This window comes from Acetobacter sicerae (assembly GCF_011516765.1).
GTDB classification, from domain to species: domain Bacteria; phylum Pseudomonadota; class Alphaproteobacteria; order Acetobacterales; family Acetobacteraceae; genus Acetobacter; species Acetobacter sicerae.
On record NZ_JAAABN010000003.1, the window covers coordinates 123,547 to 148,935 of the forward strand.

The following is a 25,389-nucleotide window of genomic DNA, read 5'->3' on the forward strand; positions in this document are numbered from 1 at the left end:
ATCCATAGAAAGAAACTCGTCACTGGAAACACGATCCACACAACGGTATTCACACAGGCAGAAAGTGGTGAGGAAAGCCGTTATGTCGCTTGATGAGAGTGCTCTGGACCATCTGTTTCGCACGGCACGGACACCGGAGAAGTGGACCGATCAGCCCATCCCGGAAGACACGCTTCGGGCGCTGTATGACCTTGTGAAGACCGGGCCCACATCCGGCAACAGCTCGCCCGCGCGCTTTGTCTTTCTCACCAGTCAGGATGCAAAGCAACGGTTGAAACAGGGGCTGTCGCAGGGCAACATCGAGAAGGCCATGACAGCACCTGTCGTGGCGATTGTGGGATATGATCCGCTTTTCTTTGAATATTTCTCCCGTCTGGGCTGCGACCCGGATCTGCGCACATGGTTCGCCTCAGACGTAGGACTTTCAGAAGAAACCGCGTTCCGGAACAGTTCGCTGGAAGGGGCCTACCTGATCATGGCCGCGCGCGCTCTGGGACTGGATGCCCTTCCCATGTCCGGTTTTGATGCGTCCATCGTCGAGGACACATTTCTGGCCGGAGAAGGATGGCGGGCAAATTTTCTCGTCTGCCTCGGTTACGGCGAGCCGGTTGAAACTCCGCGTGCGCCGCGCCTGCCTTTCGATGAAGCATGCCGCATCCTGTGACCACCACCCATCGCATTGTCGTGCTTGATGCCGCACCAGCGACTGTGCAGGCGCGTGTGGCCTGCGTATTACAGGATGGCAGTGCGTTTCAGGTTCTGTCCTGCCGCACCGAAGTCGGACATGAGGGCATTGGCAACATGGCCTGCCTTCTGGACGAGGTTCTGAAAGATGCACGATGGGAACGGCCCGACCTTGTCGTCGTCGTGATCGGGCCCGGCTCGTTCACCGGCTTGAGAACGTCCTGCTCTCTCGCAGCCGGTCTGGCCTTTGGATGTGACTGCCCGGTCGTCGGCGTGACACGGGGCGAGGCGCTGGCCAGCGCGCTTTCCGCTTATGTTACACAGCACGATCTTGACGGATGGCTCTGTGTAATGGCGGCAAGAAGTGGTCGCTGGTTTGTTGAAAGCGCTGCTCCCGATAGTCTGACATCCGGTTCTGTCGTTGCTGTCAGACAGGCCGACTGGGAAGCGCCCTCAGGACACTGGCTGATCGCAGGGGATGTCGTTGATGATGTTCTTCTTAAAGCTCCTGGCGCTCTCGTGGCTTTTCCAATCCAGGGAGAGGCATCCATGCAGGAGATCGCAAAAGCTGGGCTGAGCCGGTTAGAGGGCCATATCGCGTCCCGCCCGGCTCTTCCTCTGTATGTCGATCCTCCGGAAGCCAGGCTACCTGCTGCGGGTCTGCGAGCAAGGCCTCAATGACTCCTCTGTCTGGTCTTGTCATTTCCGAAAGTGGATCGAATTTTTCTGCTGTTCTGGCGGCGCTTCATGCAAGCGCGTTTGAAGGAACTGCACGCTGGTCGGAAAGCGCGTTTGCAGAGCTGTTTGCTACGCCCGGCACGCAGGCGTTTCTCGCATCCTTACAGGGAGAACCTGTTGGTTTTATCCTGATCAGAACTGTTCTGGATGAAGCCGAAATCCTGACTCTGGCTGTCTCGCCAGAATGGAGACGGCGTGGCGTCGCCAGAAAACTACTTGAGACAGTCGAACGGGAATTGGAAAGGAAGAAGATCACAAGACTGTTTCTGGAAGTTTCCACAAAAAACGTATCAGCAGAAACGCTCTATAGAACGTGCGACTTTGTCACAGCAGGCACCCGCAAACGCTATTATGACGATGGCTCGGACGCCATCGTCATGGTGCGCGATATTTCCAGATCAGTATAAAACACTCAGTCTTCTTCAGGGTCATCAGGAAGACGCCAGTCAATCGGCTTCAATCCATGCTCTGCCAGAAAAGCATTGGCTTTTGAAAAATAGCGCTGCCCGAAAAAACCTGTATGGGCCGAAAGGGGAGAAGGATGAGAGGCCTTCAGCACGAGATGCCGTGAACTGTCGACAAAAGCCGCTTTCTTCTGTGCGTAACTGCCCCATAATATGAAAACGACTGGTGTTTTCTGCTCATTGACGCAGGCGATAACCGCGTCGGTAAATCGCTCCCAACCGTGCCGCTGATGAGACGCTGCACGTCCCTGTTCCACGGTCAGCACGCTGTTGAGAAGCAGTACACCCTGCCTGGCCCATGACGTCAGATTGCCATGATGAGCGGGAGGAATTCCAAGATCGCTCAGCATTTCCTTGTAGATATTCTTGAGAGAAGGCGGAATACGCACGTTCTTTCGCACGCTGAAGCATAAACCGTGCGCCTGCCCCGCCCCGTGATAGGGATCCTGTCCGAGAATGACGACCTTGACAGAACCGAGAGGCGTCAGGTTGAGAGCACGGAACCATTCCGGGCCACGCGGAAAGATCATCTTTCCGGCCTTTTTTTCTTCCTGAAGAAACGCCTTGAGGTCCTTCATGTAAGGTGAGTCGAACTCTTTCTGCAGGGCTACACGCCAGCTTTCGTCCAGTTTGATGCCTGCCTCTGCCATGAACCGCGCTTCCTTCCTCAGATCAATAAGAGTTCTCTCCGCGTCAGGGTGCCAGACAATCCAGCGAATTTACAGGCTCTCCGAATCAATCCTCTGTTTCATCCGTTTTTGCTGCAGAAGCATGTTCCGGCTTCCGCAGACATCTTCCTTGCTGTCATGATTGGGAATGAGCCGCGAAAGACAGCGTGTATGCAGAAAACGAAGTATTGCACTCAAGACAGACACATCACGTTTCTGACAGTCACCGTGTCCAATCAAACCACTGATTGACAGTGAGCCACGTTTGTTGCCTCATAGCGCCTACCAAGGGGGGTTCCGCCAGAGGAACTGAGAGGCTGCATGTTCTGCAAAGGACGGCGCAGCGACCCTGCCAGCGCTTCTATCAGCGTTGGGGAACCTGATCCGGTTAATACCGGCGGAGGGACTGGTCTGGTCGCGAGCAGCGCCGTGCGCCCCCATACCCACGGCAGACCCATCCGGCTCGGCCCGTTCTTCGCAAGCACGCGAGGACGTCGTCATGAACCATATTACACCCAAAGGCCCCGACACCAAGGCTCCCGCACCGGGCCATGTCACAACAGGTCCCGTCTGGGGCTCAAGAAAAATCTATTCAAGCCCGGAAAACCACCCCGAGATTCGTGTGCCGTTTCGCGAGATCGCACTCAATCCATCAGCGAACGAAGAACCGGTACGCCTCTACGATACATCCGGTCCCTATACGGACACCAACATCAATATCGACGTCGCGAAAGGGCTGCCGAAAGTTCGTTCAGAGTGGCTAGCGAAACGCGGCTTCAGCAAGGCCACGCCCCGCACGGTGAGACCGGAGGACAATGGCGGCGCGACCGGCGATAACCTCGTCGATCCATGTCCTGCGCCCCATACGGTTCTCGAAGCAGGCGCGGCAAAGCATGTCACACAGTATGAATTCGCGCAGGCTGGAATCATCACGGAGGAGATGATTTATGTCGCTCACCGTGAAAATCTTGGCCGTCTGAAAGCTGCCGAAGGCGCCGCCGCACGTCGGGCCGATGGCGAGGATTTCGGAGCCGCCATTCCAGAGTTCGTCACACCGGAATTCGTACGTGACGAGATCGCCCGGGGGCGCGCCATCATCCCCGCCAACATCAACCACCCGGAGCTTGAGCCGGTCATCATCGGTCGCAACTTCCTTGTGAAGGTGAACGCCAATATCGGCAATTCCGCCGTCACCTCTTCCGCCGCCGAGGAAGTGGAAAAGCTGGTCTGGTCGATCCGCTGGGGTGCGGACACGGTGATGGATCTTTCGACAGGGCGGAACATCCACAACATCCGCGACTGGATCCTGCGCAACGCTCCGACACCGATCGGCACCGTTCCGCTTTATCAGGCGCTTGAGAAAGTCGGCGGTGATGTCAGCAAGCTTTCATGGGAAGTCTTCCGTGACACGCTGATCGAGCAGGCCGAACAGGGCGTCGATTACTTCACCATCCATGCAGGCGTGCGGCTTGCCCATATTCCGCTGACTGCCGAGCGCGTGACCGGCATCGTTTCACGTGGTGGCTCGATCATGGCGAGCTGGTGTCTGATGGAGCACCGCGAGAGCTTCCTCTACGAGCATTTTGCGGACATCTGCGATATCATGCGCAAGTATGACGTCTCGTTCTCTCTCGGCGATGGTCTGCGTCCGGGCTCCATTTCCGACGCCAACGACGCCGCGCAGTTCGCCGAACTGGAAACGCTTGGTGAACTGACCAAGATCGCCTGGGCGAAGGGCTGTCAGGTCATGATCGAAGGTCCCGGACATGTGCCGATGCACAAGATCAAGGCCAATATGGACAAGCAGCTGAAGGAATGTCACGAGGCTCCCTTCTATACGCTTGGCCCGTTAACGACAGATATTGCACCGGGTTACGATCACATCACGTCCGCCATTGGCGCCGCGATGATCGGCTGGTTCGGCACGGCGATGCTCTGCTACGTCACGCCAAAAGAGCATCTCGGACTGCCCAACCGCGACGATGTGAAAGTTGGTGTGATTACCTACCGACTTGCAGCCCATGCAGCCGATCTGGCCAAGGGGCATCCTTCCGCCAAGCTACGTGACGATGCACTCAGTCGCGCGCGTTTCTCATTCCGTTGGGAAGATCAGTTCAAGCTGTCTCTCGATCCGGATACGGCCCGCGCCTATCACGACGAGACATTGCCGAAAGACGCGCACAAGACAGCACATTTCTGCTCAATGTGTGGTCCGAAGTTCTGCTCGATGCGGATTTCGCAGGATATCCGCGACGATGCGCAACGCATCGCCGGCATGGAAGAAAAAAGCCGCGAGTTCCGTGAGGCTGGCGGCAAGGTTTATGTGCCTGCCGAGTAATCGGTTGGTTCAGGGTATCTGTTGATATTCGGGGGCATGGTCTTTTTAAAGGACCATGCCCCCGAAGTTTTTTGGAAAAAGCTTCAACAGAAGACGTCTGAATCAAACCTGTTTTCTTATCTGTTTCCAACGTGAGCCGGTGGCCCAACCTACTGCGACCAGAACGGCTGCTACAGAAAACGTCCCAAGCCATACGAAAATCGCTGTGGAAAGGCTTTCATTTGCACAAAGCCATAGCCCGGTCAGTGGACAGATCCAGCGAAAAATCATGACCCAGCGAGGCAGAACCAGTCTCTCAAATCCGGAAATTCTCTGCATCCTGAGATCAGCCGCAGCCTGAATCGACAGACTGACAGTCCAGAGAAGGCAACAGATGAAAATCATGAGAGACGCCTTGCTATCTGCAAAGAGATCAGCCCCATACCGAAAGCTATCAGATCAACGGCAGCGAAGACCGTTGGAGTATGGACCAGTTGCCACCCTGGTCGGGTCAAAGCATCCAGAAATCCAATACCAACCGTCAGGAGTGAAAAAGCAACAAGTAGAATTTTCCATGTTTCAAAAGATTTTTTAATGAAGCATCCTGAAAATCCGAAAAATGCAGCAACCGTCCAGATGGAAAAGAACACCAATACTTCTGTGTTGATCCTGTTTTCATATCCTTGTGGAATCAGACGATTGCCCCAAAGCAATCCGGCACAGGCGAGAGGCAACCCAACAAGAACACTGATGGAGAGTCCCTCAGCCAGTTGAAAGAGCGGTCGATCACCAGATGTTTTCCGTCTTTTCATCAGGAAAAGGATCAGTCCACTCGCAATCATGATTGTCGTGATTGAACCGGAAAAGAAATACAGCCAGCGCATTCCCGCACCGCCCCAGCGTATGTAATGGATTCCCTCCATAACCTGCTGTGTCCGGGTGAGCGGACTGGTCAGAAGAACATGTCTTACAAAGTGGCTGTCGTAAGAAAAATCCACATGCTCTCTGGTCCTTAAAGGTCCTGAAGCATCCGTGCGCATAAACAGAATAGTGTCTGGCAGGAAAAGAATGGAACCGACCTGACCAATGCCGAGGGTTTTTTCTGCTGTATGGAGAAGAGGCGGGAGAGATGGAAGCTGTGGCACCTCCCTGTCTGGAGAAGCAGGCCCGCTTTTCCGGGGAGAGGGAACGAGCATCTCTTTCGCCAGACTTACATAGGACTCTGGCGGCAACACGGATCGTGTATGCAGAAAAGTTCCCGTATAAGCCATCATGAACACGAAGGGCAGAAACGGCACACTAGCCAGAACATGCACATCGAGCCATGCGCGAAGGCGTGCTGCAAACGGCCTTAAAACAAGAAGATCCGGAATCAGCGCCTTCAGATGGATGATGACGCCTGAAACCAGAACCGTGAGAAGCATGAGTCCGGCAAAGGTGACGAAAGTGATGCCCACGCTCCCTGATCGCAGAGTGTAATGCAGATCATAGAAGAATGTGCCTCCTACAGTTTGCCTTGTCGCTATCTGCTGTCCGCTCTGTGGAGCGAAAGGCTGTGTCAGGACTTCATGTCCATCATGATAGGACAGACGCAGGACAGGATCGCGCTCTGAGGGCAGCGCGATAAAAGGCTTCTCTCCTTTCAACAGAAGGACCCTGACAGAAGGCAGCATTTTATCGAGAGCCGTATCATTCAGTGCGGCGGCTGTCGGGGGCACCTCCGGCTGAAGCCAGCGCGTCAGTTCCGTATCGAACACGGCCAGAGTGCCTGTGATGAACACACACACAAGCAGCAGCCCGGACAGAAAGCCTATCCACGCATGCAGCCATCCCATACGCGCTCTTAACGTATCGGGAATCATTTTTGCACAAGACTTAAAAGATAAAAAACTACACCTGTAGAACTGACAAAAATCGGACCTGAAAATTTCCGCCAGTTTCCAAAAGCGATCAGAAACAGGGCTGGAAAAAGCAGGACCGCAATCATCTGTCCCAGTATTGTGGCGTCATGGCGGCTTCCCGCTCCCCAGCGAGGCGATCCCAGAGTAATGAAATGCACGCAGGTCCATGCCAGAATAAAAGACAGCGCAAGACGTGCTGTCATGGCGAGCGTTGAAACAACAGTTATTTTTCGTTGACGGATCACGGGTAATTTCAGCTTTTAAAAATTGGAGCGCAGTGTGAACATGAAATTCCGTGGTTCTCCGTAGTAGTTGTAGTAATTCAGATTTCCCAGACGCTGATAATAGCGTGTGTTGGAAATATTGTTGAGCGTCGCAGTGGCTTCCAGATGACGGTTCCACTGATACCCGACCTGGGCCGACGCGACTATATAGCCTTTTTGCGTGACAAGACGATTGGTGCCGAATGTTCCGCTCTGGGCGTTGATGCCCCCTCCGATGCTCCAGATATTGTTCTCGGCGCCGACATAGGGCTCGAAGCGATAATGCGTCCAGAGTTTCCACAGATGACGGGGAGAGTTGGGCGCATAAGCCAGCCCCGCCTGAGTAGCGTTTCCATTGTTCAGGATGGTGTTGTCATTGAAGGTATAGCTGGCATTGATATCCCATCCCCGAGCGGGACGACCGATAACTTCCACTTCAGCGCCCTGACTGCGGGTCTTGCCGGTGGACAGGTAACAGTCGTCGTTGTGAGACGGTCCGCAGACCATGCCCAGACTGCTGTTATAGATCGACTCATTCCGCTCGATGATCTTGTAACCAGCAACCGTAAAACCGAGACCGTGATTAAAGAGATCGCCCTTGATGCCACCCTCGATCTGGTTGCCTCGGACGGGCGCAAGACGGCCCTGTGTATCGTAAGCCGATTGCGGCGAGAAAATCGACGTATAGCTGGCATAGAGTGAAATGGCCGGAATGACGCGCCATACCCCACCAATGTAGGGAGTCAGTATTCCCTGCTGGTTGATGGAAGTTTCCATCGGACCGCGTGTCGGACCAAGCTGCTGCTCCTTGCTCACATACCCGCTGATCCGTCCGCCCAGCAGAATGGAAAAGGTGGAAACGGGCTTGATGAGCGCCTGACCATAGACACCCCACTGGTCACTCGGCTCACGATACCGGTTCCTGATGGTCGGCAGTGTGATGGATGAGAGCCGGTCAGGCGAGAAAATGGAAATGCCCCTCAACTGGGGATTGCTGGTCGCCGTCAGCGAGGCCCCGCCGCCCTGATAAACGTAATGATTGTAATCGGCACCGGCCATGAGCGTGTGTGTCTGGCCAAACAGATGAACCGGACCGGTGAAGTAACCATCAACGCCGTCATTGACCTCGCTATACTTCGTGTTCGCCGCGGTGAAGTTCGCAGTCTGGGCGGCAGCATTGTAGCTGCTGACATAGGCATATTGCAGCGTCGTGTCGGATGTCCGGTGACGACCATTCACCCTCGCCCGCCAGCCATGACTGAAGACATGCTCCCACTGCCCCTCAACCTCCACCATCGGCGCGGAGGAAGTATTCCAGTTGGAGCCAATGAAGGTGCTGCGCGCCAGATTCAGGTCACCGCCCGTAGCACTGCGTGGAAGCCCCATGAAACGGGTCGTGTCATTCCCCTGATAGGACACCATGACGCTCAGCGTATCATGGTGCGTCAGGCGGAAATCGGTCGCAGAGTAAATGGTCCAGCGGCGATCCGAGGCGTTCTTGTAAAAGAAGTCCCGATCCGTCCCGGCCATGACCAGTCGTGTGGACACGATTTTTGAATTTCCTATGGGCCCGCCAACGTCAATCATGGCGTGGTAGTTATTCCAGGAGCCGGCGGAAAAGGAACCGTTCGCCTGAAACTGGTCCGTCGGTCGCTTGTGAACGAAATTCACACTACCGGCAGGTGTTCCCGCTCCCTGCAGCAATCCACTGGGGCCACGGAGAACCTCGATCCGGTCATAGATGGCCAGATCATACTGCTGGCTGAGATTAAGGCTGCCGGAAGTGGGCACGCCATCATACTGCGCCTGTAACTGAAAACCTCGAGCAGAATAACCAGCAGTTCCATCACCGTACAGATTGACGTTCACGCCCGCGACCTGCTTCAGCGCCGCATCGATCGTGTTCAGATTCTGGTCCTTCATCTGCTGTGTGCTCAGGACCGAAATCGATTGCGGAACATCCTGTGGTTTCATCAGCATCTTTGTCGTGGTGACTGCGCGCACCGTATAGGTTCCGGTACCGTCCGTCGTGGCGTTCGGCCTGCGTCCCAGCACCAGAAGCTGTTCAATGCTTCCCGGAACCTCATTCGCCTCGGATCCGTTTTTTTTCAGATCGGTCTTTTTATCAGCACGCTTTTTTGAATCCGCTTTTCCAGCGCTGAGCGATGGCTGTTTTTTATCCTCGTCAGGATCAACGGTTACAGCAGCCTGCGCGTTCACGCTCATGAACGACAGAAAAGCCAGAACAGTTATCCCGCAGCGGGGAGCATGCCTGAATGAAGTGGATACTGAAGGCATCTGTACGCCAACCTTTGTGACCTGAGACGTTGCTGATCACGGGTTTGTGACATATCAGCCATGCAATGTCCATGAAACTAAGAATTATTATCATCTAAAAATTAGCGTCTGAAAATAATGAGCTGTTATCAACATGTTATTCGAGAAGACTTTTTCCTCTCTCCTCTGAAAACGCCATGCTATCGGCTCGCCCTTGTGCTTCGGCAGAGCACCGACCATTTTCTTGAGACAGCCTCATTCCCTGTCGTCATGAAAGAGAACCATGCAGGAGATCTATCTCGACAATGCCGCCAGCACGCCATGCGATGCGCGCGTCATGGCGGTCATGGCGCCTCTCTTTTCCGAGGAATTCGCCAATCCCCACAGCGACACCCATGCGCCCGGAAAACGCGCCGCCGAAGCCGTCGAACTGGCGCGCGGGCATGTAGCGGCGCTGGTCGGTGGCGATCCGAGAGAGATCATCTTCACCTCCGGCGCGACGGAGGCGAACAATCTGGCCATCAAGGGAGCAGCGCGCTTTCGCGCCGGACAGGGCGACGGGCGCAGACGCATCATCACGGTGGCGACGGAACATAAATGTGTTCTGGAAAGCGTGCAGGATCTGGCGCAGGAAGGCTTCGACCCCGTCATTCTCGGCGTGGACCATAACGGCCGGGTCGATCCGAACGCTCTTCGGGATGCGCTGACCGTCCCCACGGCGCTGGTCAGCATCATGGCCGCCAATAACGAGACGGGAGTGATGCAGGATCTGCCCGGTCTGGGGCGCATTGTAAAAGAAGCAGGCGCTCTCCTGCATTCGGACCTTGCGCAGGCGGCGGGTAAGATGGCGATCGATGTCAGGGCGCTAAATCTCGATCTCGCCTCCATTTCCGCTCACAAGATGTACGGTCCCAAAGGGGTGGGCGCGCTTTTTGTCCGCAGACGCCCCCGCGTCCGGCTGGAGCCTCTGTTCTCGGGCGGTGGACAGGAGCGGGGATTAAGGTCCGGCACCCTCCCCTCCACCCTGATCGCAGGATTTGGCGAGGCCGCCCGCATTGCCCGCACTGAGTGGCAGGCCGATGACAAGCGCCTCTCCACGCTCGCGCAGGAACTGTTTCACGGTCTGCGCGAACGACAGACACCTTTTGTCATCAACGCGGAAGAGGCCCGCCGCCTGCCGGGGATCATCAGCCTTCGCCTTCGCGGCGCTCCGGCGGCACAGGTCATGGAAGCGCTTCCAGAGATGGCGCTGTCGGTCGGATCGGCCTGTTCCTCGGCGGATCTGGCCCCGTCCTACGTGCTGACGGCCATGGGTCTGAACCCCACGGAAGCGGCGGAAAGCTTGCGTCTCTCGCCCGGACGCTTTACCACGCCCGCCGATATCGTGCGTGTGGCAGAGTTGCTTGCCGACGCAGCACAGAGGGTGCGGGCAGAACGCTTCACCCGATAGGACAGACTGAGCGAGAACTCCGAAATGCCTCACATGATTTTCGTCGAGCCCGATGGTACCGAGCGCAAGGTCGATGCGCCTGTTGGTCTTTCCGTTCTGGAGATTGCCCACAAGCACGGCGTCGATCTGGAAGGCGCCTGCGAGGGATCGCTGGCCTGCGCGACATGCCATGTGATCGTTGATCCGTCATGGGCGCCGAAACTCTCGCCAGCGACCGAAGATGAAGAGGATATGCTGGACCTCGCCTTCGGACTTGAGGCAACATCCCGTCTCGGCTGCCAGATCATCATGAGCGATGCGCTGGACGGCCTGACCGTTCGTCTGCCTCGCAAAAGCTGAGCCCACCCCGGTCCCGTCGGAAGAACGACGGCGGAGGCCGGACGTTCTTCCCGTGAAAGGGGTCTGACCATCATGCGTATTCTCGTTGCCATGTCCGGGGGCGTCGACAGTTCCGTTGTCGCTGCGCGTCTGGTCGAACAGGGGCATGAGGTCATCGGCGCCACGTTGCAACTCTACGACACCCGTGGAGAAGCCAAGAAGGGCGCGTGCTGTGCGGGACGTGACATTCAGGACGCCCGCGAAGTCGCGGAACGGCTGGGCATCCCGCATTACGTCATCGACGCCGAAGAACGCTTCCGTCAGAGCGTGATCGAACGCTTCGCCAGTTCCTATGCCCAGGGTGAAACGCCTGTTCCCTGCGTGTCCTGCAATCAGGGCGTGAAGTTCACCGATCTGCTCGGTCTGGCGAAGGATATCGGTGCGGACGCCATGGCGACCGGCCACTATGTCCGTCGTGTCGAAGGCTCCAGCGGAGCCGAGATGCATCGCCCCGTGGACGCCGACCGCGATCAGAGCTGGTTCCTGTTCGCCACCACCCGCGACCAACTCGACTATCTGCGCTTCCCACTGGGTGAGATGCCCGACAAGGACGCCGTGCGCCAGGAAGCGGAGCGGTTTGGTCTGCTGGTGGCCGACAAGCCGGACAGTCAGGATCTGTGTTTCATCCCCAAAGGCAATTATTCCGATCTGGTTGAAACGCTTCGCCCCGACACCCGCGGTGAAGGCGAGATCGTGGACCGTCAGGGCAACGTCCTTGGCCACCATGAGGGCGTGACGCGCTTTACCGTCGGCCAGACCAAGCGCCTCGGCGATGCGGCCCAGATCGCTGGTGAGCGGCAGATGGTCGTGGCGATCGAGCCCGGCAAGCGACGCATCGTCGTAGCCCCGCGTGAAAGTTCAATGGCCACCGTCTGTCACCTGCGGGACATGAACTGGCTCATCACACCCCCGACCGAAGCCAGTGGCGAGGGGGTACGGTGCATGGTGCAGCTCCGGGCCCGCGAGAAGCCCCGTGCGGCGACGGTCCGGCCTTTCGGCGACGGAGCCGAGGTCATTCTGGACGAGCCGGCGCTTCCCGCTCCGGGGCAGGCCTGTGTGCTGTATGACGGCACCCGCGTGCTGGGCGGAGGCCTGATCTGCCGCACAAATGAGCAGTTCGCATAGCAGAGTTGCGTGCTCTTCTCGACTGCCAGCAATAAAGCGACTAGAGTTTCAGTCTGTTTCACGAACCGGACCATGCGAAAAAAATGAATCAACAAGTCTCGCACGACGCCGATTTGCAGGATCTCCCAACCCGTATTCTCGTAGTTGAGGACGACGCCGGCATGCGAACCCTTCTGAGCCGGACGCTTCAGGCGGACGGTTATCGCATCCGTGCGGTTCCTGACGCCCGCTCCATGTGGGAAGCGCTTGAAACCGAGACTGCCGATCTCATCATCCTCGACGTGATGATGCCCGGCATGAACGGTCTCGACCTGTGTCGCAGTCTCCGGCAGGGCGGCATCAAGGGAGGCGTGGAAGACGCGTCCTTCGCTCATATCCCCATCATCATGGTCTCCGCGCGTGGCGAGGAACTCGATCGTGTTCTGGGGCTTGAGCTCGGGGCGGATGACTATGTCGCCAAGCCGTTCGGGCAGAAGGAACTTCTGGCGCGTGTGCGGGCCGTCCTCCGCCGTGGCCAGAACAGTGCGGCCCCGGCTATCGCCGCCGGACGTCAGCGCAAGGAAGTCATCAACTTCGCGGGCTGGTCGCTCGATCTGCGCCGCCGGGAACTGTACGATCCCTCCGGCGCAGTGGTCGAAATTTCCGGCGCCGAGCATGATCTGCTGGTCAGTTTCCTCGATAACCCGCAGCGGGTGATCGGCCGTGATCGGCTGCTGGAACTCTCCCGCACCCGCCTTGGCGACGTGTCAGACCGCTCCATCGACGTGCTGGTCAGCCGTCTGCGCCGCAAGCTGGGCACGGAAGCCGACAACCTGATCCGGACCGTTCGGGGACAGGGCTATATCTTCACCGCGCCGGTTGAACGGGTCTGACAGCGGACATTTCCGTGCAGCCGGACAACACTGCTCCACGTGAAAGACTGATCCGTCTCTGGCCGCGAGGTCTCATGGGACGCGTGCTGTTCGTGCTTCTGGCGTCGATCGGCATCGTCTTCGTCGCCAGCTGGACGCTCTACGAGCACGCGGAAGCCTATATCGAGGACAGCGATCGCTTCGACCTGATCGGGGAGCGGCTGGCCACCGATGTCCGCGTGATTGACGGTGCGCCTGCCAATACCCGTGCGATGCTGTCCACCATGCTGTCCACGGACGATCTGCGTATCAGTTGGCGGCCTGCCACCGCTGTTCTTGAGATTCATCAGGAGCCCAAGGGCATGAACCAGCTGCATGCGCGGCTGGTAAAGGCCAATCCCATTCTCGGCCATTCGGCGTTGCAGCTCTACACGGGGGGAGCCGGACGCTGGACGGATATCGGCGGCACGGTCGAACTGAACGACAGAAGCCAGATCTCCTTCACCGCGCCGGACATCCTGCGCAGTCACGTCGTCACGCAGGGACTGGCCACTGCCGCCATTGTCACGCTGGCTGTTCTGCTGGTCGCAGCCATGCTGGTTCACGCGCTCAGCCTGCCTTTGCGGGCGCTCGCAACCGTCGCCGACACGATAGGGGCTGGTGACTGGGAGCCGCTTGCCGAGAAAGGCCCCAAGGAGGTCAGGCGACTGGCGCACGCCATCAATGCGATGCAGACCCGTATTACGCATCTGATCGAAGATCGCACCGAAGCACTTGCGGCGGTTTCGCATGATCTCCGCACGCCTCTGGCGCGTCTGCGTCTGCGCGCCGGTTTTATCGGGGATACGGAAGCGCAGGACGCCATCGAAGCCGATATCGACGAGATGGAAGCCATGGTGGATGGCGTGCTGGCCTATCTCTCGGGCGAGAAAGAACGGGAAGCCACACGCGCGACCGATCTGGCAGCCATCCTGATGACCATCATGGACAACGCCACGGACCGGGGCGACACCGTGACCTATGAAGGCCCGGACCGGCTGCCGCTCGTGCTGCCGTCACTCGCCATCAAAAGAGTGTTCACAAATCTTGTTGAAAACGCCTTGCATTATGCCGGATCAGCCGCCATTTCCGTACATCTGACGGCAAGACATGTGATTGTGAATATCGACGATGACGGTCCCGGCATTCCGGAGACGGAGATCAGCCGGGTCACAACCCCGTTCTATCGTGTGGAAGCCTCCCGTTCGCGCAGAACCGGCGGCCTTGGTCTGGGGCTTGCCATCGTCAAGCGTGAAGTGGAGCGGGCGGACGGGACGTTCTCTCTGGACAATCGTCCGGGCGGCGGCCTGCGAGCACAGGTCACTCTGCCCCTCCACAGCGTGCCTGTCCCCTGATCGGGACGGTCTCACCGGACAGCACAGTCCGACGCCACCGAGTTTGTTGACCGTTTTATGTCACGCTTCGCGGGGAGCCGGCTGAAATTCTGTCAAAATGCACGGTCTGCACGCTCTTCCTCCGGAAAGATGTCAGTGCTTTGGCGGAGACGATGCATTGTCAGTCAATCTATCCTGTGCAAGATCACTGCCCATATTGATATTGAGACATTCTGTCTCTCATCCGCCACGTTTTCCTGAAGCATGAATGAAAGGAGGGGACATAATGCCAGCAACCAGAGCAGCCATTCCGCTTCCCTCCGAGGTCAACAATGCCCTGGCCGACGGTCTGGTGTGGGCCATCCATTGCCAGCCTGAAAATGCGTCGGAAAACACGCCGGTCAAACTATCAGCCGAAGAGGCGACCCGGTGTCTGGAAGATCTGTCCTTCCCGGCAGAAGGCTGGGCCTGGCTGCATTTCGACATCGTGCACACCCGTTCACGGGCGCAGGTCGAAGCCATTCCCACGCTGACAGACGATGCGAAACAGACCCTTACGAGCACGGATGTCGGACCGCGTCTCGAAGGCGACGATGATCTGGTTTATGGCGCTCTTCCGGCTTTCGATGATGCCGCTTCGGATGACGACCGCGATGTCTGTGTCTGGCGCTTCGCCATGCGTCCCAATCTGCTGATCACAACACGTCGGCATCCGGTCCCGGCTCTTGGCGTCGTCTATAGGGAACTGCATCGCAAGAAAATGCCGGATAACCCGGCGGGTCTTGTGGACATGGCGTTGCTGGAATTCGCCGATACGGCCCGGCGCACGCTCTCCCGTCTGGATGACCAGCTTGATCGCGCCGAAGACGTGCTGCTGCTGCTCGACCGCGATACGGATCTTGGCCGCATGGGCGGCATGCTCGGTCAGGTGCGTCGTCGTTCGACCGAACTGCGTCGTGTCATCTCGCCGGTCAATCGTATACTTCATGATGAGGAACTGGAAATTCCGGAATGGGCCGAGGATGATCTGAAAGACCGGTCCGAGCGGCAGATCCACGGCGCGCTGGATGACCTTCTGGCGCTTCAGGATCGCGCCCGGTCATTGCAGGACGAACTGACATCGGGGCAGGCGGAAGAAACGAACCGACGGCTTTACATCGTTTCTGTCGGTACGACCCTGATGCTGCCGGCAACATTCGTGACCGGCTTCTTCGGTATGAACACCGCCGGCATGTTTCTGACCAGCGGTGAATGGGGAACCGTCATTGCCGGAGGGCTGTGCTTCCTGATCATGCTGGGAACATGGCTGGTTCTGAAAGTGACCCGTCTGCTGTAAAGTCTGATCGGCTTTCATTCAGTCAAAAGTTTTTTGATACAGAAAAGCTGAGAGATAGACAGATTGTTTCCAGGAGACGGCTGGACATTTACTGACCTGACATAAGCTGCTGCACCAGATAGACCGCCTCAAGCGCCCGTTCATGCGCGACTTCTTCCGCATTCACAGTTCCCGAGTGCCCGCCTTCTACATCTTCATAATAGAAAAACGGCTTTTTGAGCGCTTCCAGTCTCGCAGCAAACCGCCGCGCATGTACCGGACCGACACGATCATCGGAGGTTGAGGTGAAAATGAAAGGCGTGGGATACTTCACATCAGCTTTCAGATGCTGAAGAGGTGAGATTGACTGAAGAAAGCGGGCCTCGTCAGGATTTTTCATTGATCCGTATTCGTCGGCCCAGGAAGCCCCTGCGGCGAGGCTTTCATAATTGACCATGTCGAGAAGCGGCACACCGATGATCACCGCTCTCCATAGCTCAGGATGTTGCGTAAAAGCGACGCCCATGAGCAGTCCGCCATTCGACCGGCCGCGGATACCCAGCCTGTCTCGGGACGTTACTCCTCTTTTCACCAGATCGCGTCCAACAGCGGTAAAATCGTCAAAGACCTTCTGACGATGGATCGTTTTTCCGGCTTCGTGCCAGGCCGGACCGAACTCTCCGCCACCACGGATATTGGCGACGGCATAGACGCCGCCATGAGCCAGCCATGCGCGGCCGATGACAGGATCATACCGGGGTGTAACGGAAGAGAGAAAACCGCCATATGCTGTCAGCAGGGTTGGGTGCGTGCCATCCCGTGTCATATTCCTTGGGCGAACAAGGAAATACGGGATTTCGGCTCCATCGGGCGAGCGTGCCTGAAGCTGCTCGACTGCAAGTTCATCCGCATTGAACAGCGGTTTTATCTGCCGTATTTTTTCCAGACCCGGCTGAGTGGTGCCCACCAGCCAGAGTTGTGGTGGGGACAGAAAACTTTCCACTTTCAGAAAAGCTGCGTCGGAAGACTGATCCGTATCGACAATATGAACGGATGACATGTCCGGGAGCGGCAGAACCACCTGATGCCAGCGATTCTTGGCGTCCGGGGAGGCGTGCAGAACCATGGCGCGCCCCTGCACATGCTCCAGATAGGTCACGATGATCGTATTTCTGGTGACGGCCGCGTTTTCAAGAACTTTTCCGGAATCAGGAACAAACAGAATTTCCGGTTTGGCCTGAGGATCGTGCGGATCGAGTGCGACAAGACTGCCAGCAGGAATGCTGTTCTCACCGGCTTGTGTCCAGTCTTCTTCAAGACTGAACACAAGCGTTCCGTGGATCATTCCCTTCAGATCAACCCGATCAGGTAATGTCAGCCAGCGCAGTGTTCCCTTCTGCCTGCCCTGAAAAGCAGTCTCCATCCCTTCGAGCACGGCAAACCGACTGGAAAAGAATGCCGGAGAACGCCGGATAAGAAAGATCCTGTTGCCATCACCATCTGTTACGGTCAGAGGATCAACGGCGACATCGTCCTTTTCACCTCTGTAGATCTCGAGCGCCTGATCAAAAGGCTCATTTCTGATAACGCGCCTGATCACGAATGGATATCCGGATGTCGTCAGCATATCGCCGGTTCCGTCCCAGTCACGCCCCACCAGAAGCGTGTCACGATCGACCCAGGCTGCAGTCTGCTTGGCGCGGGGCAGAGTCAGACCGTTCAGAATGAACAGACCGGCCTGCGTATCATATTCCCTGAGTGTCCGGGCATCTTCCCCCCCGGACGAAAGAGAGATCAGGCAGTAGCGATCTTTTGGCCTGAGACAGTCAGCGCCTTCAAAAACCCAGTTTTCATGCTCTTTGGAAGCAAGGGCGTCGACATCCAGTTTCGTTTGCCAGCCTGTCAGCAGCTGACGATAGGACGCGAGAGTAGTGCGTCGCCAGATTCCACGCGGATGGTGTCCGTCCTGCCAGAAATTCCAGATGTTTCCGCCCAGAAACTCTGGTTCATCAAGACGGTTCCTGCTCTGCTCGGCGGAAAGGATCTGATCGTAAAGATCCCGATATCGCGGATCCGCTTCCAGCACGGAAACAGTCTTGCGGTTCTGACGTTCGACCCAATCCTGAGCCTCCGCACCATGAATCTCATCAAGAAAGGCTGGAACACCAGAGGGTAGCGTTTCAGAGTGTTGAGCAACGGCGGGAACAGTCAACGAAACTGACAGCGCCATGATCAGACCTATTCCCCAGGCCGGACGGTGTAAAAAAGGCTTTTCACGGTAAAAAAGTTTGGTTTTCACGAGGAACCCGAATGATCTGTTCGATAATATTTCGACCGTATCACAGAGAGCCGTCTGATATGTTAAAGACGGTCACAACGGAATCTGCTTCAGGAGAAGCACTGGAAGTCAGCAGCGTCACGAATGGCGACCAGAGAAGGTCTTTATCAGTCCATCTTTTCAGACGGTCCCAATCTCATCCAAGTAATTTTGCAAATGCAACAGCTTGTAGAGATGCGGATCAATCCAGAAGCATGGTCCATCCGGGTCGCGTTTCATGGTTTGAAGCACGCCCTGTCGATCAAGCAGAAAACATGTCGGACTGTCGGAACGAACATGAGTGGTGATCACCATCCAGTCGAATGAAAGACTGTCAGGCCCGGTGCTGGCAATACTTCTCATTACACCGCGTAAGCTGCCATGTAGTAAAAGCAACCCCAACTTGCGCGGTTCTTGTCTTGCAGATCATCAACTCTGGCCCGCAAGTGCGCACGCGATAGTCATCGAAGAGCAAAAGGTTCGTGACGTCAGCCTGACAGCTGTTTCAGAATATTCCGGCGCAGATCAGGGCCCGAAACTTTTTTCATGTCTCGGAACAGCGCTCCGATTATGTCCATAAGAGCGACACAATACAGAGCAAGATTATGATCTTGCCGCAAATCTATTTGATTTTATTGGATATTACCAGAAAATCTGGTGGAGCCAATCGGGATCGAACCGACGACCTCCTGAATGCCATTCAGGCGCTCTCCCAACTGAGCTATGGCCCCATCAGGACGTCCTGTCAGTGACAGACCGTCCGGGTGACGCGCATATATCCTGTTGGTGTGCCCGTGACAAGCCCTTTAATGCCCACGTCCTTGATTAACCGGGAAGCACGCCCTGCGAGCGAAGCACTTCAAACAGGGAAAGCAACGGCAGACCCAGAATGGCGGAATATTCCCCCTCAATCCGGCTGAAAAGCTGGATACCCGGTCCCTCAAGCCTGTAAGCGCCGACACTCGCTAAACAGGCCTCTCCCTCCGCCTCAAGATAGGCATCAAGAAACGCATCAGAAAAATCGCGCATCTCCAGATTCGGCTCTTCTACATGCGACCAGACGACTTCCCCCCGCCTGCACAGCACGACCGCACTATGAAGAAAGTGTGTCTTTCCTCTCAGGCGACATAACTGCGCTCTGGCGGACTGCCGGGAGTCCGGCTTGTCGAACCATTCTCCCTCACAGCTCAGCATCTGATCCGCCCCTATGACAAAGGCGTTATGTTGGTCGGCTTCACGACTGACCACCTGTGCTTTTGCAGCCGCCAGACGAAGAGCAACGCTGGCGGCACTCTCGCCGGCCTGACGACCTTCTTCCTTATGGAGAGACTCATCAATCGCCTGCGTTCTAACAGTGAAAGCAATACCGCTGTCCCTCAACAGAGCCTGTCGTGCAGAGGAACCGCTGGCCAGAACCAGAGAGAAACAGGGAGGCGTCAGTACTTCATATTCACCAGTACTCGAGTCGATCATTTTTCCTGCGCCTTCCATTCCGCTGAGCTGAACAAGGATAATCCATCATTCATACCGTTAGTACTTCAGTGAGTACTGTACCGAGTACTTTGTGCGGTACTGGGGTACATGGGGATAGTACCTGGCCTCTTCACAATGAGTACCGAGTACCGTGGACAAGTGAGTCTTCACCCGACACTGTGAGTTGTACACAGGGCTTCTGGGGGTTTTTCTGGATAACTCTCGAAAACCCTTATTTTCCGCGAGGATACATTCTGTACACAGTCGGGGAAAACTGGGGTACATTTTCGGAAAGGTGGGTACCCCGACATACACACCCCCTATAGAAACCTCATCATTTCTTTATTTTCTTTTATTCGTTAGAGATGAGGGACTGATGAAACGGACGGTAGACGGATAGTGAACGCCCCATACGGAACCGATGAGAACCGACGACTTCTTCGCACACTGAAGGGCGAGGCGATGTGGCCACCGCCAGTCTGGCTGATGCGTCAGGCTGGGCGTTTCCTGCCGGAGTTCCGGGCGCTTCGGGAAAAGGCCGATTTCCTGACACGCTGCATGACGCCGGAACTGGCGACGGAAATCACGCTGCAACCCATTCGCCGTTTCGCCATGGATGGGGCCATTCTGTTCTCGGATATTCTCGTGCTGCCGTGGGCCATGGGACAATCTCTGGAATTCATTGAAAAACGCGGCCCTGTGCTCACTCCGATCCGCAGTCGGGCCGATCTGGACAGGCTGGACCCGAAGCGCATTCCGGAGCGTACGGCGCCCGTCGCGGAAACACTGAGACGGGTGCGGAAAGCGCTTGGAGGGCAGGTTGGCATTGCCGAACCTGATACCGTCACGCTGATCGGTTTTGCCGGCGCTCCCTTCACGGTGAGCTGCTACATGGTCGATGGCGGCAGTTCGAAGGAATTTGCCCAGACCCGTCTGATGGCGTTCCGTGATCCCGCGCTGTTTGATCGCCTCATCGATCTTCTTACCGAAACGACAGCTTCCATGCTCGCGGATCAGATCGAGGCAGGCGCACAGGCGGTGATGCTGTTCGACTCATGGTCAGGACTGCTGCCTCCGCGGGAATTCCGCCGTCATGTCATCAACCCGACGCGCCAGATCGTGAAATTTCTGAAAGACCGTTATCCGGACGTGCCGGTGATCGGTTTCCCTAGGCTCGCCGGCGTCATGGCTCCAGAATATGCACGGGAAACAGGCGTGGACGCGATGGCGCTCGATACCGGCGCCGATCTGACCACGGTCGCTTCGCAGGTCCGTTCCGATCTGGTGCTGCAGGGCAATCTTGATCCGGTTGCCGTGCTGGCTGGCGGTGAAGCCATGTTGCAGGAAGCTCTGGCGATCCGGGAGGCCGGTCGAGGTCGTCCTCATGTGTTCAATCTGGGTCACGGCGTTCTGCCCGAGACGCCGACCGAACATGTCGGTGACCTGATCGCAGCATTGCGGACCGTCTGACCATGACATCCGCGCTTGCTTCCGACGGCCAGTTACAGCTTGTCATTTTTGATTGCGATGGTGTGCTGATCGACAGCGAAGGCACAAGCTGCCGTCTGATTGCTGAAGACGCCCGTCAGGCCGGGTGGGATATTACAGACGCAGAAGCCATGACGCAGTTTGGCGGCAAGGCTCTGACGCTTCTGAAGAAGGAAATCGAGGAGAGGACCGACACCGCCCTTCCGCAGGACTGGCCCATTCTCATGAGGGATCGTTTTGTAGAGTCCTTCACTGTGTCCGTCGATATGATCGACGGTGCGCGGGAGATGCTGGAAAAGGTTGCGGCCCTAGGACTCCCGGTTCGGGTCGGATCGAATTCATCCATGCTGGAGATGAATGCGAAATTCCGCACAAGTGGTCTGGCTGAACTGCTGGAGGGGCGTATCCACTCGGCAACCGACATGCACGCGCCCAAGCCTGATCCCGCTGTCTATCTGAAGGCGGCGGAAGAGGAAGGCGTCCCTCCTGCGAACTGTGTTGTCATTGAAGACAGCGATACAGGAGCGAAAGCGGCTCTTGCGGCAGGGATGGCCTGTGTTCTTCTGAGGGCTGAACCGGCCCCCATTCCTGTATGGCCGGGGCTGGTCAGGATCAATGCCCTGTCCGAACTGCCTGTTCTGCTGGGGAATGTTCTGGATGAACAGAACAAAGCAGACGCGTCGTGAGTGAAATGCTGCTGCCATGGTATCCGTGGATCAAGGCGTTTCACGTCATGTCGGTCATGGCCTGGATGGCAGGGCTCTTTTATCTGCCCAGACTGTTTGTCTATCACTGTCAGGTTGCGGCAGGTTCCGAGGAGAGTGAACGTTTCAAGATCATGGAGCGTCGCCTTCTGCGAGCGATTACGACCCCGGCTATGGTGTCTTCCCTGCTTTTTGGAATGCTTCTTGTCAGTATTCCGGGCGTGATAAGCTGGTCCTACGGCTGGTGGCATGTGAAAGTTGCCGCTCTTGTCTGCATGTTCATTTTTCACGGCTTCTGCGCCCGATGGCGCAAAGAGTTTGCCTGCGACAGAAATACGCATTCGGAACGATTTTACAGAATAGCGAATGAAGTGCCGACAGTTCTCATGATGGTTATTGTTATCATGGTGATTGTTAAACCATTTTAATAAAGGCGTCTTTCATCAAACGGATAGAATAGCCTTACATTTCGTAGCAAAGTTGCGATTTTTTTGACACGTATCATTGGTCTTCTCATTCTCAGAAAAACGGAGAGCAACAGGTCTCTCCCGTTTGAAGAATGGATGGTGATTATGTCACGTAGTTCTTTTCTGATTGCTGTTATGACTGTTGGTGCGATGGCTATGGGTCAGGCTCATGCCCAGCCTCAGCCTCCCATGGGCCCACATGGCTGTGGACCGGGTGGACTTCCCTTCCTTGAGGGAGTGAACCTGACTGCCAAACAGAAGGATTCGGTCAAGAAGATCTTCAGGCAGGGCCATGAAGACATGAAGGCCCTGCGCAAGCAGGAGCATGATCTTCACGACCAGTTTGAAGCAATCATGCTGACGCCGGGCAAGGTTGATCAGGCGAAACTGGATGCCCTGGTAACGGAACAGAATGCTCTGGACGCCAAGCAGAATGCCGCGCGTGAGGCGACGGCCGTCAAGGTGCATGACATTCTGACGGCTGAGCAGATCTCTGCTGCGAAAGATCGTCATGACAAGATACGTGCCCTGCAGGATCAGATCCATGCTATCGAGCATGCTGACAGTAAGGGTGACGAATAATCGTTCTCTGAACTGTCTGAGTGATTTTCATCCGTTTAGATAGATCTGTCCGAACGGATTGATTACGTATTAGAAAAATCCCTTTCCTTTATAATAAGGAAAGGGATTTTTTGTTTGAATCTCTATTCAGGGCCGGGTCTGTTTGACATCAAGACCAAGGTTTTCCGCAACTTCTGAACGATCTTTTGAGGTGGGAACCATGATTGCTTTTCTGTCGGGCTGATAGGCGCTGGCGTTCCATCCCCGTGCCTGCCCCACAGCGCTGACAATGTGATAGATGCCGATCCAGCGGGACTCTTTCGAAGGAGGTTTCCAGAAGCGCATGATCAGGGCGCAGGTTGCTATGATAAAAGAAATGATTGCAGTTGTCGTGGCGAGATAGGAAGGCGGTATGAATTGTAGTATGTTATTGATAAGTGTTGTTATATCCATAAATTTTTTCTTTTTTAGAGTCCGCCGTAAATCGTTTTCCCACCATCATCGGTGATGTAGGAGATGATGGTCGTGGCTCCTGCTTCAAGACTGACATCAGGCTTTGCTCCATCCTTGTAATGAGCGGAAGGTAAGGAGACAGCAATTCCGCCCTCACCAGGTTGATGAAGGATAACGGTAAGGCGTTGCAGGATACCTGTTGTTCCGCCAGCCAGAGACAGGGTGAGTGGCATGTTTGGTGTGATGTCGTAGGTCATGTCACCCTGTTCAGGAAAAGTAATCTGCAGAAGACTTCCTGGATTTGTAATGATTTTTACGGGAGCAGTCGTATTCCCTGTTGTGCCTGAAGATGACCCGGAACCCGACTGGAAGGTGAATCCTGTAGTTGTCGCTGTGGCGTTGTTTTTAGCAAATTCACGGGGATCAATGCCGTTTTCAGGAATGAGCGGAAACTTGTCTTCTGTATAAGCATTGTGACTGTCGGACATGAATGAAATTTTCTTTTTATATTTGAAATTATATCAGAGAAAAGCCCGTTCATGTGATTGCATAAACAGGAAAGTTTATTCTAGCTTTTTACAGACAGAGACAGAAGATTGGCGTTCAGCCAGAGAGAGGTTCCATCTCCCGGGTCAGAAGTGGGTAACCCCTGCATCAACTGAGACAGAACCTGATTGAGCTGGGATAATGTAAGGGAGTCACCATCAGAACCGGACGTCGAAGTGCTGCCTGCCATGGCAGGTGTCATCACGCCGGCGGAAATAGAGACTGGCTGGCGAGCGATAAGAGCGGTGCCACTTTCCGTGGTTCCGATCTGATCATTAGCCGAGAAAAATCCTTCCCGCTGAATCAGTAAGGATAAATATTCAGAAGCTACGGAATATGTTTGTCCCACGCTGATCGTGCGAGGTGAGACCGACCATGCAACAAGAGGCTCTGAAGTCGCCGTATTGTCAGCGTAAAGAGCCAGGGCTGTTACAGAACCCCAGTCGGTGGTTGCATAACCAAAACTGCAGGACTGAGAAACAGACAACGTGCGTCGTCCATCTCCAAGAGAGGTGAAGGCTATGGATTGTCTGGCATAGCCTCCCCCTGCGGTTTCCATGGCGACAGCAGCCGGACCAGTCACCAGAAGACCTAAATATCCTTTGAAAAATGACAATGATTTTCTCTTTTATATATTCCAGAGCGTATGCTCATGATTTTTTGTCCGGGGATTATGAACGTCCCCACATCAGTTGCGGAAGGGGCGGGGTGTGGGAACTGCTGTCTTCCTGATAAAATCAGAAGGACAGGTGAGCATGATCCACAAGAAGAACATCCCCTCGCTTGAAGTCACTGACCTGTCCTACATTTAAATGAAAGAAGACAGGGTATTCCTGATTATCAAACACAGATAACTGTTTTTATTTTGTAGTATTCATATTCAAAGAAAATATAGAAAAACGCTATTGGAAAGGCTTTCCAGCGGAAAACTGCCAGCCTCTTCAGAAAGCATTTCTCTCTAAAGCGAAGATATTCTCCCATCCGTTTCCCGCGACGAGAGCGGAGCTTTGCTGGTCACGCTCTCGAACACCAGCATTTCATGTCCGCCGCGCATGAAATGGTCACAGACCCTCATGCCTATGCCCCCCAGCACTTTGCGGGAGGCGATATTGCTGTCCCGTGCGACGGCCACCACACGGGACAGGCCCGCAGCATGCGCGTGACGGAGCGCCGCCGCCGCCGCTTCCCGTGCGAGCCCCCGTCCGGAGGCCCATGGATAGATGGCGAACCTCAGAGCGGCACCCCGCCCGTCCGGTCGTTCATGCACGCCCGTAATGCCGATCAGTCTTCCGTTCTCGCGGATGGCAAACATGCCGGTACCGTGTTTCGCCCAGAAGGTGATGTCTGACACCATCTCCGCTTCCGCCTGCTGACGATTGCGCACACCACCGAGCATCATGGCGAATGCGCCGCCATCCGCCTTGAGGCGTGCAATGTCCTCCATGTCGCGCCAGGAAACTGGCGTCAGTGTGAGGCGGGCAGTGCGGAGGATATGAAGGCTCATGGATGATCTATCAGAAACACCCTGACGTGAATTTGTAAAACGGAAACCGGCAGAATTTTGGTGTCGGCGTGT

At 55.8% G+C, this 25,389-nt stretch carries 24 protein-coding genes and 1 tRNA gene; 15 read left to right on the forward strand and 10 right to left on the reverse strand.

The features are described from left to right. The first annotated feature begins 82 nt into the window (after positions 1–82). From GVI59_RS04750 to rimI, 3 genes are read left to right on the forward strand one after another with little or no spacing between them, the layout of a single operon-like run. A complete protein-coding gene (locus tag GVI59_RS04750; protein ID WP_173573156.1) occupies positions 83–664 on the forward strand; it encodes a malonic semialdehyde reductase in 582 nt (193 codons plus the stop codon). After that, positions 661–1,365 carry a tRNA (adenosine(37)-N6)-threonylcarbamoyltransferase complex dimerization subunit type 1 TsaB gene (tsaB, locus tag GVI59_RS04755; protein ID WP_338422064.1) on the forward strand — a complete coding sequence of 235 codons (705 nt, stop codon included), beginning with the start codon at positions 661–663 and terminating at the stop codon, positions 1,363–1,365. The genes GVI59_RS04750 and tsaB overlap by 4 nt, the downstream gene beginning before the upstream one ends. Beyond that, positions 1,362–1,829 carry a ribosomal protein S18-alanine N-acetyltransferase gene (gene rimI, locus GVI59_RS04760; RefSeq protein ID WP_173573158.1) on the forward strand — a complete coding sequence of 156 codons (468 nt, stop codon included), beginning with the start codon at positions 1,362–1,364 and terminating at the stop codon, positions 1,827–1,829. The genes tsaB and rimI overlap by 4 nt, the downstream gene beginning before the upstream one ends. 5 nt (positions 1,830–1,834) lie before the next feature. On the opposite strand, the gene ung is transcribed toward rimI, so the two are convergent. Further along, entirely contained in the window at positions 1,835–2,536 is a 702-nt protein-coding gene (ung, locus tag GVI59_RS04765; RefSeq protein WP_173573159.1) for a uracil-DNA glycosylase, read from the reverse strand. A gap of 517 nt (positions 2,537–3,053) precedes the next feature. Between ung and thiC the strand changes: the two genes are divergently transcribed. Then, entirely contained in the window at positions 3,054–4,892 is a 1,839-nt protein-coding gene (thiC, locus tag GVI59_RS04770) for a phosphomethylpyrimidine synthase ThiC (protein WP_173573160.1), read from the forward strand. Between the two features lie 380 nt (positions 4,893–5,272). Here the strand turns inward: thiC and GVI59_RS04775 are convergent, their stop codons facing one another. Both GVI59_RS04775 and GVI59_RS04780 read right to left on the reverse strand, forming a co-directional pair. Beyond that, complete coding sequence (locus GVI59_RS04775) at positions 5,273–6,706, reverse strand: PepSY-associated TM helix domain-containing protein (RefSeq protein WP_194299028.1); 1,434 nt, start codon at positions 6,704–6,706, stop codon at positions 5,273–5,275. Positions 6,707–7,032: 326 nt separating this feature from the next. Further along, complete coding sequence (locus tag GVI59_RS04780; RefSeq protein WP_173573161.1) at positions 7,033–9,333, reverse strand: TonB-dependent siderophore receptor; 2,301 nt, start codon at positions 9,331–9,333, stop codon at positions 7,033–7,035. Between the two features lie 262 nt (positions 9,334–9,595). Between GVI59_RS04780 and GVI59_RS04785 the strand changes: the two genes are divergently transcribed. The 6 genes from GVI59_RS04785 (at position 9,596) to GVI59_RS04810 (ending at position 15,825) form a co-directional block, all read left to right on the forward strand. Continuing rightward, complete coding sequence (locus tag GVI59_RS04785; RefSeq protein ID WP_173573162.1) at positions 9,596–10,762, forward strand: cysteine desulfurase family protein; 1,167 nt, start codon at positions 9,596–9,598, stop codon at positions 10,760–10,762. A gap of 24 nt (positions 10,763–10,786) precedes the next feature. Beyond that, a complete protein-coding gene (locus GVI59_RS04790; protein ID WP_173573163.1) occupies positions 10,787–11,101 on the forward strand; it encodes a ferredoxin family 2Fe-2S iron-sulfur cluster binding protein in 315 nt (104 codons plus the stop codon). Positions 11,102–11,173: 72 nt separating this feature from the next. After that, the gene (gene mnmA, locus GVI59_RS04795; RefSeq protein ID WP_173573164.1) at positions 11,174–12,265 is read left to right on the forward strand and encodes a tRNA 2-thiouridine(34) synthase MnmA; all 1,092 of its coding nucleotides are present in this window, start codon (positions 11,174–11,176) and stop codon (positions 12,263–12,265) included. A gap of 83 nt (positions 12,266–12,348) precedes the next feature. Then, complete coding sequence (locus GVI59_RS04800) at positions 12,349–13,137, forward strand: response regulator (RefSeq protein WP_173573165.1); 789 nt, start codon at positions 12,349–12,351, stop codon at positions 13,135–13,137. Positions 13,138–13,151: 14 nt separating this feature from the next. Beyond that, the gene (locus GVI59_RS04805; protein WP_173573166.1) at positions 13,152–14,510 is read left to right on the forward strand and encodes an ATP-binding protein; all 1,359 of its coding nucleotides are present in this window, start codon (positions 13,152–13,154) and stop codon (positions 14,508–14,510) included. Between the two features lie 265 nt (positions 14,511–14,775). After that, a complete protein-coding gene (locus GVI59_RS04810; RefSeq protein ID WP_173573167.1) occupies positions 14,776–15,825 on the forward strand; it encodes a CorA family divalent cation transporter in 1,050 nt (349 codons plus the stop codon). Positions 15,826–15,913: 88 nt separating this feature from the next. Here the strand turns inward: GVI59_RS04810 and GVI59_RS04815 are convergent, their stop codons facing one another. Further along, positions 15,914–18,034, reverse strand: a complete 2,121-nt coding sequence (locus GVI59_RS04815; protein WP_194299029.1) for a prolyl oligopeptidase family serine peptidase — start codon at positions 18,032–18,034, stop codon at positions 15,914–15,916. A gap of 192 nt (positions 18,035–18,226) precedes the next feature. On the opposite strand from GVI59_RS04815, the gene GVI59_RS04820 reads away from it, so the two are divergent. After that, complete coding sequence (locus GVI59_RS04820) at positions 18,227–18,448, forward strand: hypothetical protein (protein ID WP_173573169.1); 222 nt, start codon at positions 18,227–18,229, stop codon at positions 18,446–18,448. A 328-nt stretch (positions 18,449–18,776) separates the two neighbouring features. On the opposite strand, the gene GVI59_RS04825 is transcribed toward GVI59_RS04820, so the two are convergent. Next, positions 18,777–18,852 (reverse strand) — tRNA-Ala (locus tag GVI59_RS04825). Positions 18,853–18,946: 94 nt separating this feature from the next. Continuing rightward, positions 18,947–19,594 (reverse strand): Maf family protein, encoded by a 648-nt coding sequence (locus GVI59_RS04830; protein ID WP_173573170.1) that lies wholly within the window; start codon positions 19,592–19,594, stop codon positions 18,947–18,949. A 462-nt stretch (positions 19,595–20,056) separates the two neighbouring features. Here GVI59_RS04830 and hemE point away from each other — a divergent pair, with 462 nt between their 5' ends. The 4 genes from hemE (at position 20,057) to GVI59_RS04850 (ending at position 22,835) form a co-directional block, all read left to right on the forward strand. Next, entirely contained in the window at positions 20,057–21,064 is a 1,008-nt protein-coding gene (gene hemE, locus GVI59_RS04835) for a uroporphyrinogen decarboxylase (protein ID WP_232877346.1), read from the forward strand. Positions 21,065–21,066: 2 nt separating this feature from the next. Beyond that, positions 21,067–21,768 carry an HAD family hydrolase gene (locus tag GVI59_RS04840; RefSeq protein WP_173573172.1) on the forward strand — a complete coding sequence of 234 codons (702 nt, stop codon included), beginning with the start codon at positions 21,067–21,069 and terminating at the stop codon, positions 21,766–21,768. Positions 21,769–21,773: 5 nt separating this feature from the next. Continuing rightward, positions 21,774–22,214 carry a protoporphyrinogen oxidase HemJ gene (gene hemJ / locus GVI59_RS04845; protein ID WP_173573314.1) on the forward strand — a complete coding sequence of 147 codons (441 nt, stop codon included), beginning with the start codon at positions 21,774–21,776 and terminating at the stop codon, positions 22,212–22,214. Positions 22,215–22,358: 144 nt separating this feature from the next. After that, the gene (locus GVI59_RS04850) at positions 22,359–22,835 is read left to right on the forward strand and encodes a Spy/CpxP family protein refolding chaperone (protein WP_242012952.1); all 477 of its coding nucleotides are present in this window, start codon (positions 22,359–22,361) and stop codon (positions 22,833–22,835) included. 126 nt (positions 22,836–22,961) lie between these two features. Here the strand turns inward: GVI59_RS04850 and GVI59_RS04855 are convergent, their stop codons facing one another. The 4 genes from GVI59_RS04855 to GVI59_RS04870 form a co-directional block, all read right to left on the reverse strand. Then, complete coding sequence (locus tag GVI59_RS04855) at positions 22,962–23,267, reverse strand: hypothetical protein (RefSeq protein ID WP_173573173.1); 306 nt, start codon at positions 23,265–23,267, stop codon at positions 22,962–22,964. Between the two features lie 14 nt (positions 23,268–23,281). Next, entirely contained in the window at positions 23,282–23,755 is a 474-nt protein-coding gene (locus GVI59_RS04860; protein ID WP_173573174.1) for a hypothetical protein, read from the reverse strand. A gap of 80 nt (positions 23,756–23,835) precedes the next feature. Beyond that, entirely contained in the window at positions 23,836–24,429 is a 594-nt protein-coding gene (locus GVI59_RS04865) for a phage tail fiber protein (RefSeq protein ID WP_173573175.1), read from the reverse strand. Between the two features lie 342 nt (positions 24,430–24,771). Further along, positions 24,772–25,317 (reverse strand): GNAT family N-acetyltransferase, encoded by a 546-nt coding sequence (locus GVI59_RS04870; protein ID WP_173573176.1) that lies wholly within the window; start codon positions 25,315–25,317, stop codon positions 24,772–24,774. Positions 25,318–25,389: the final 72 nt, after the last annotated feature.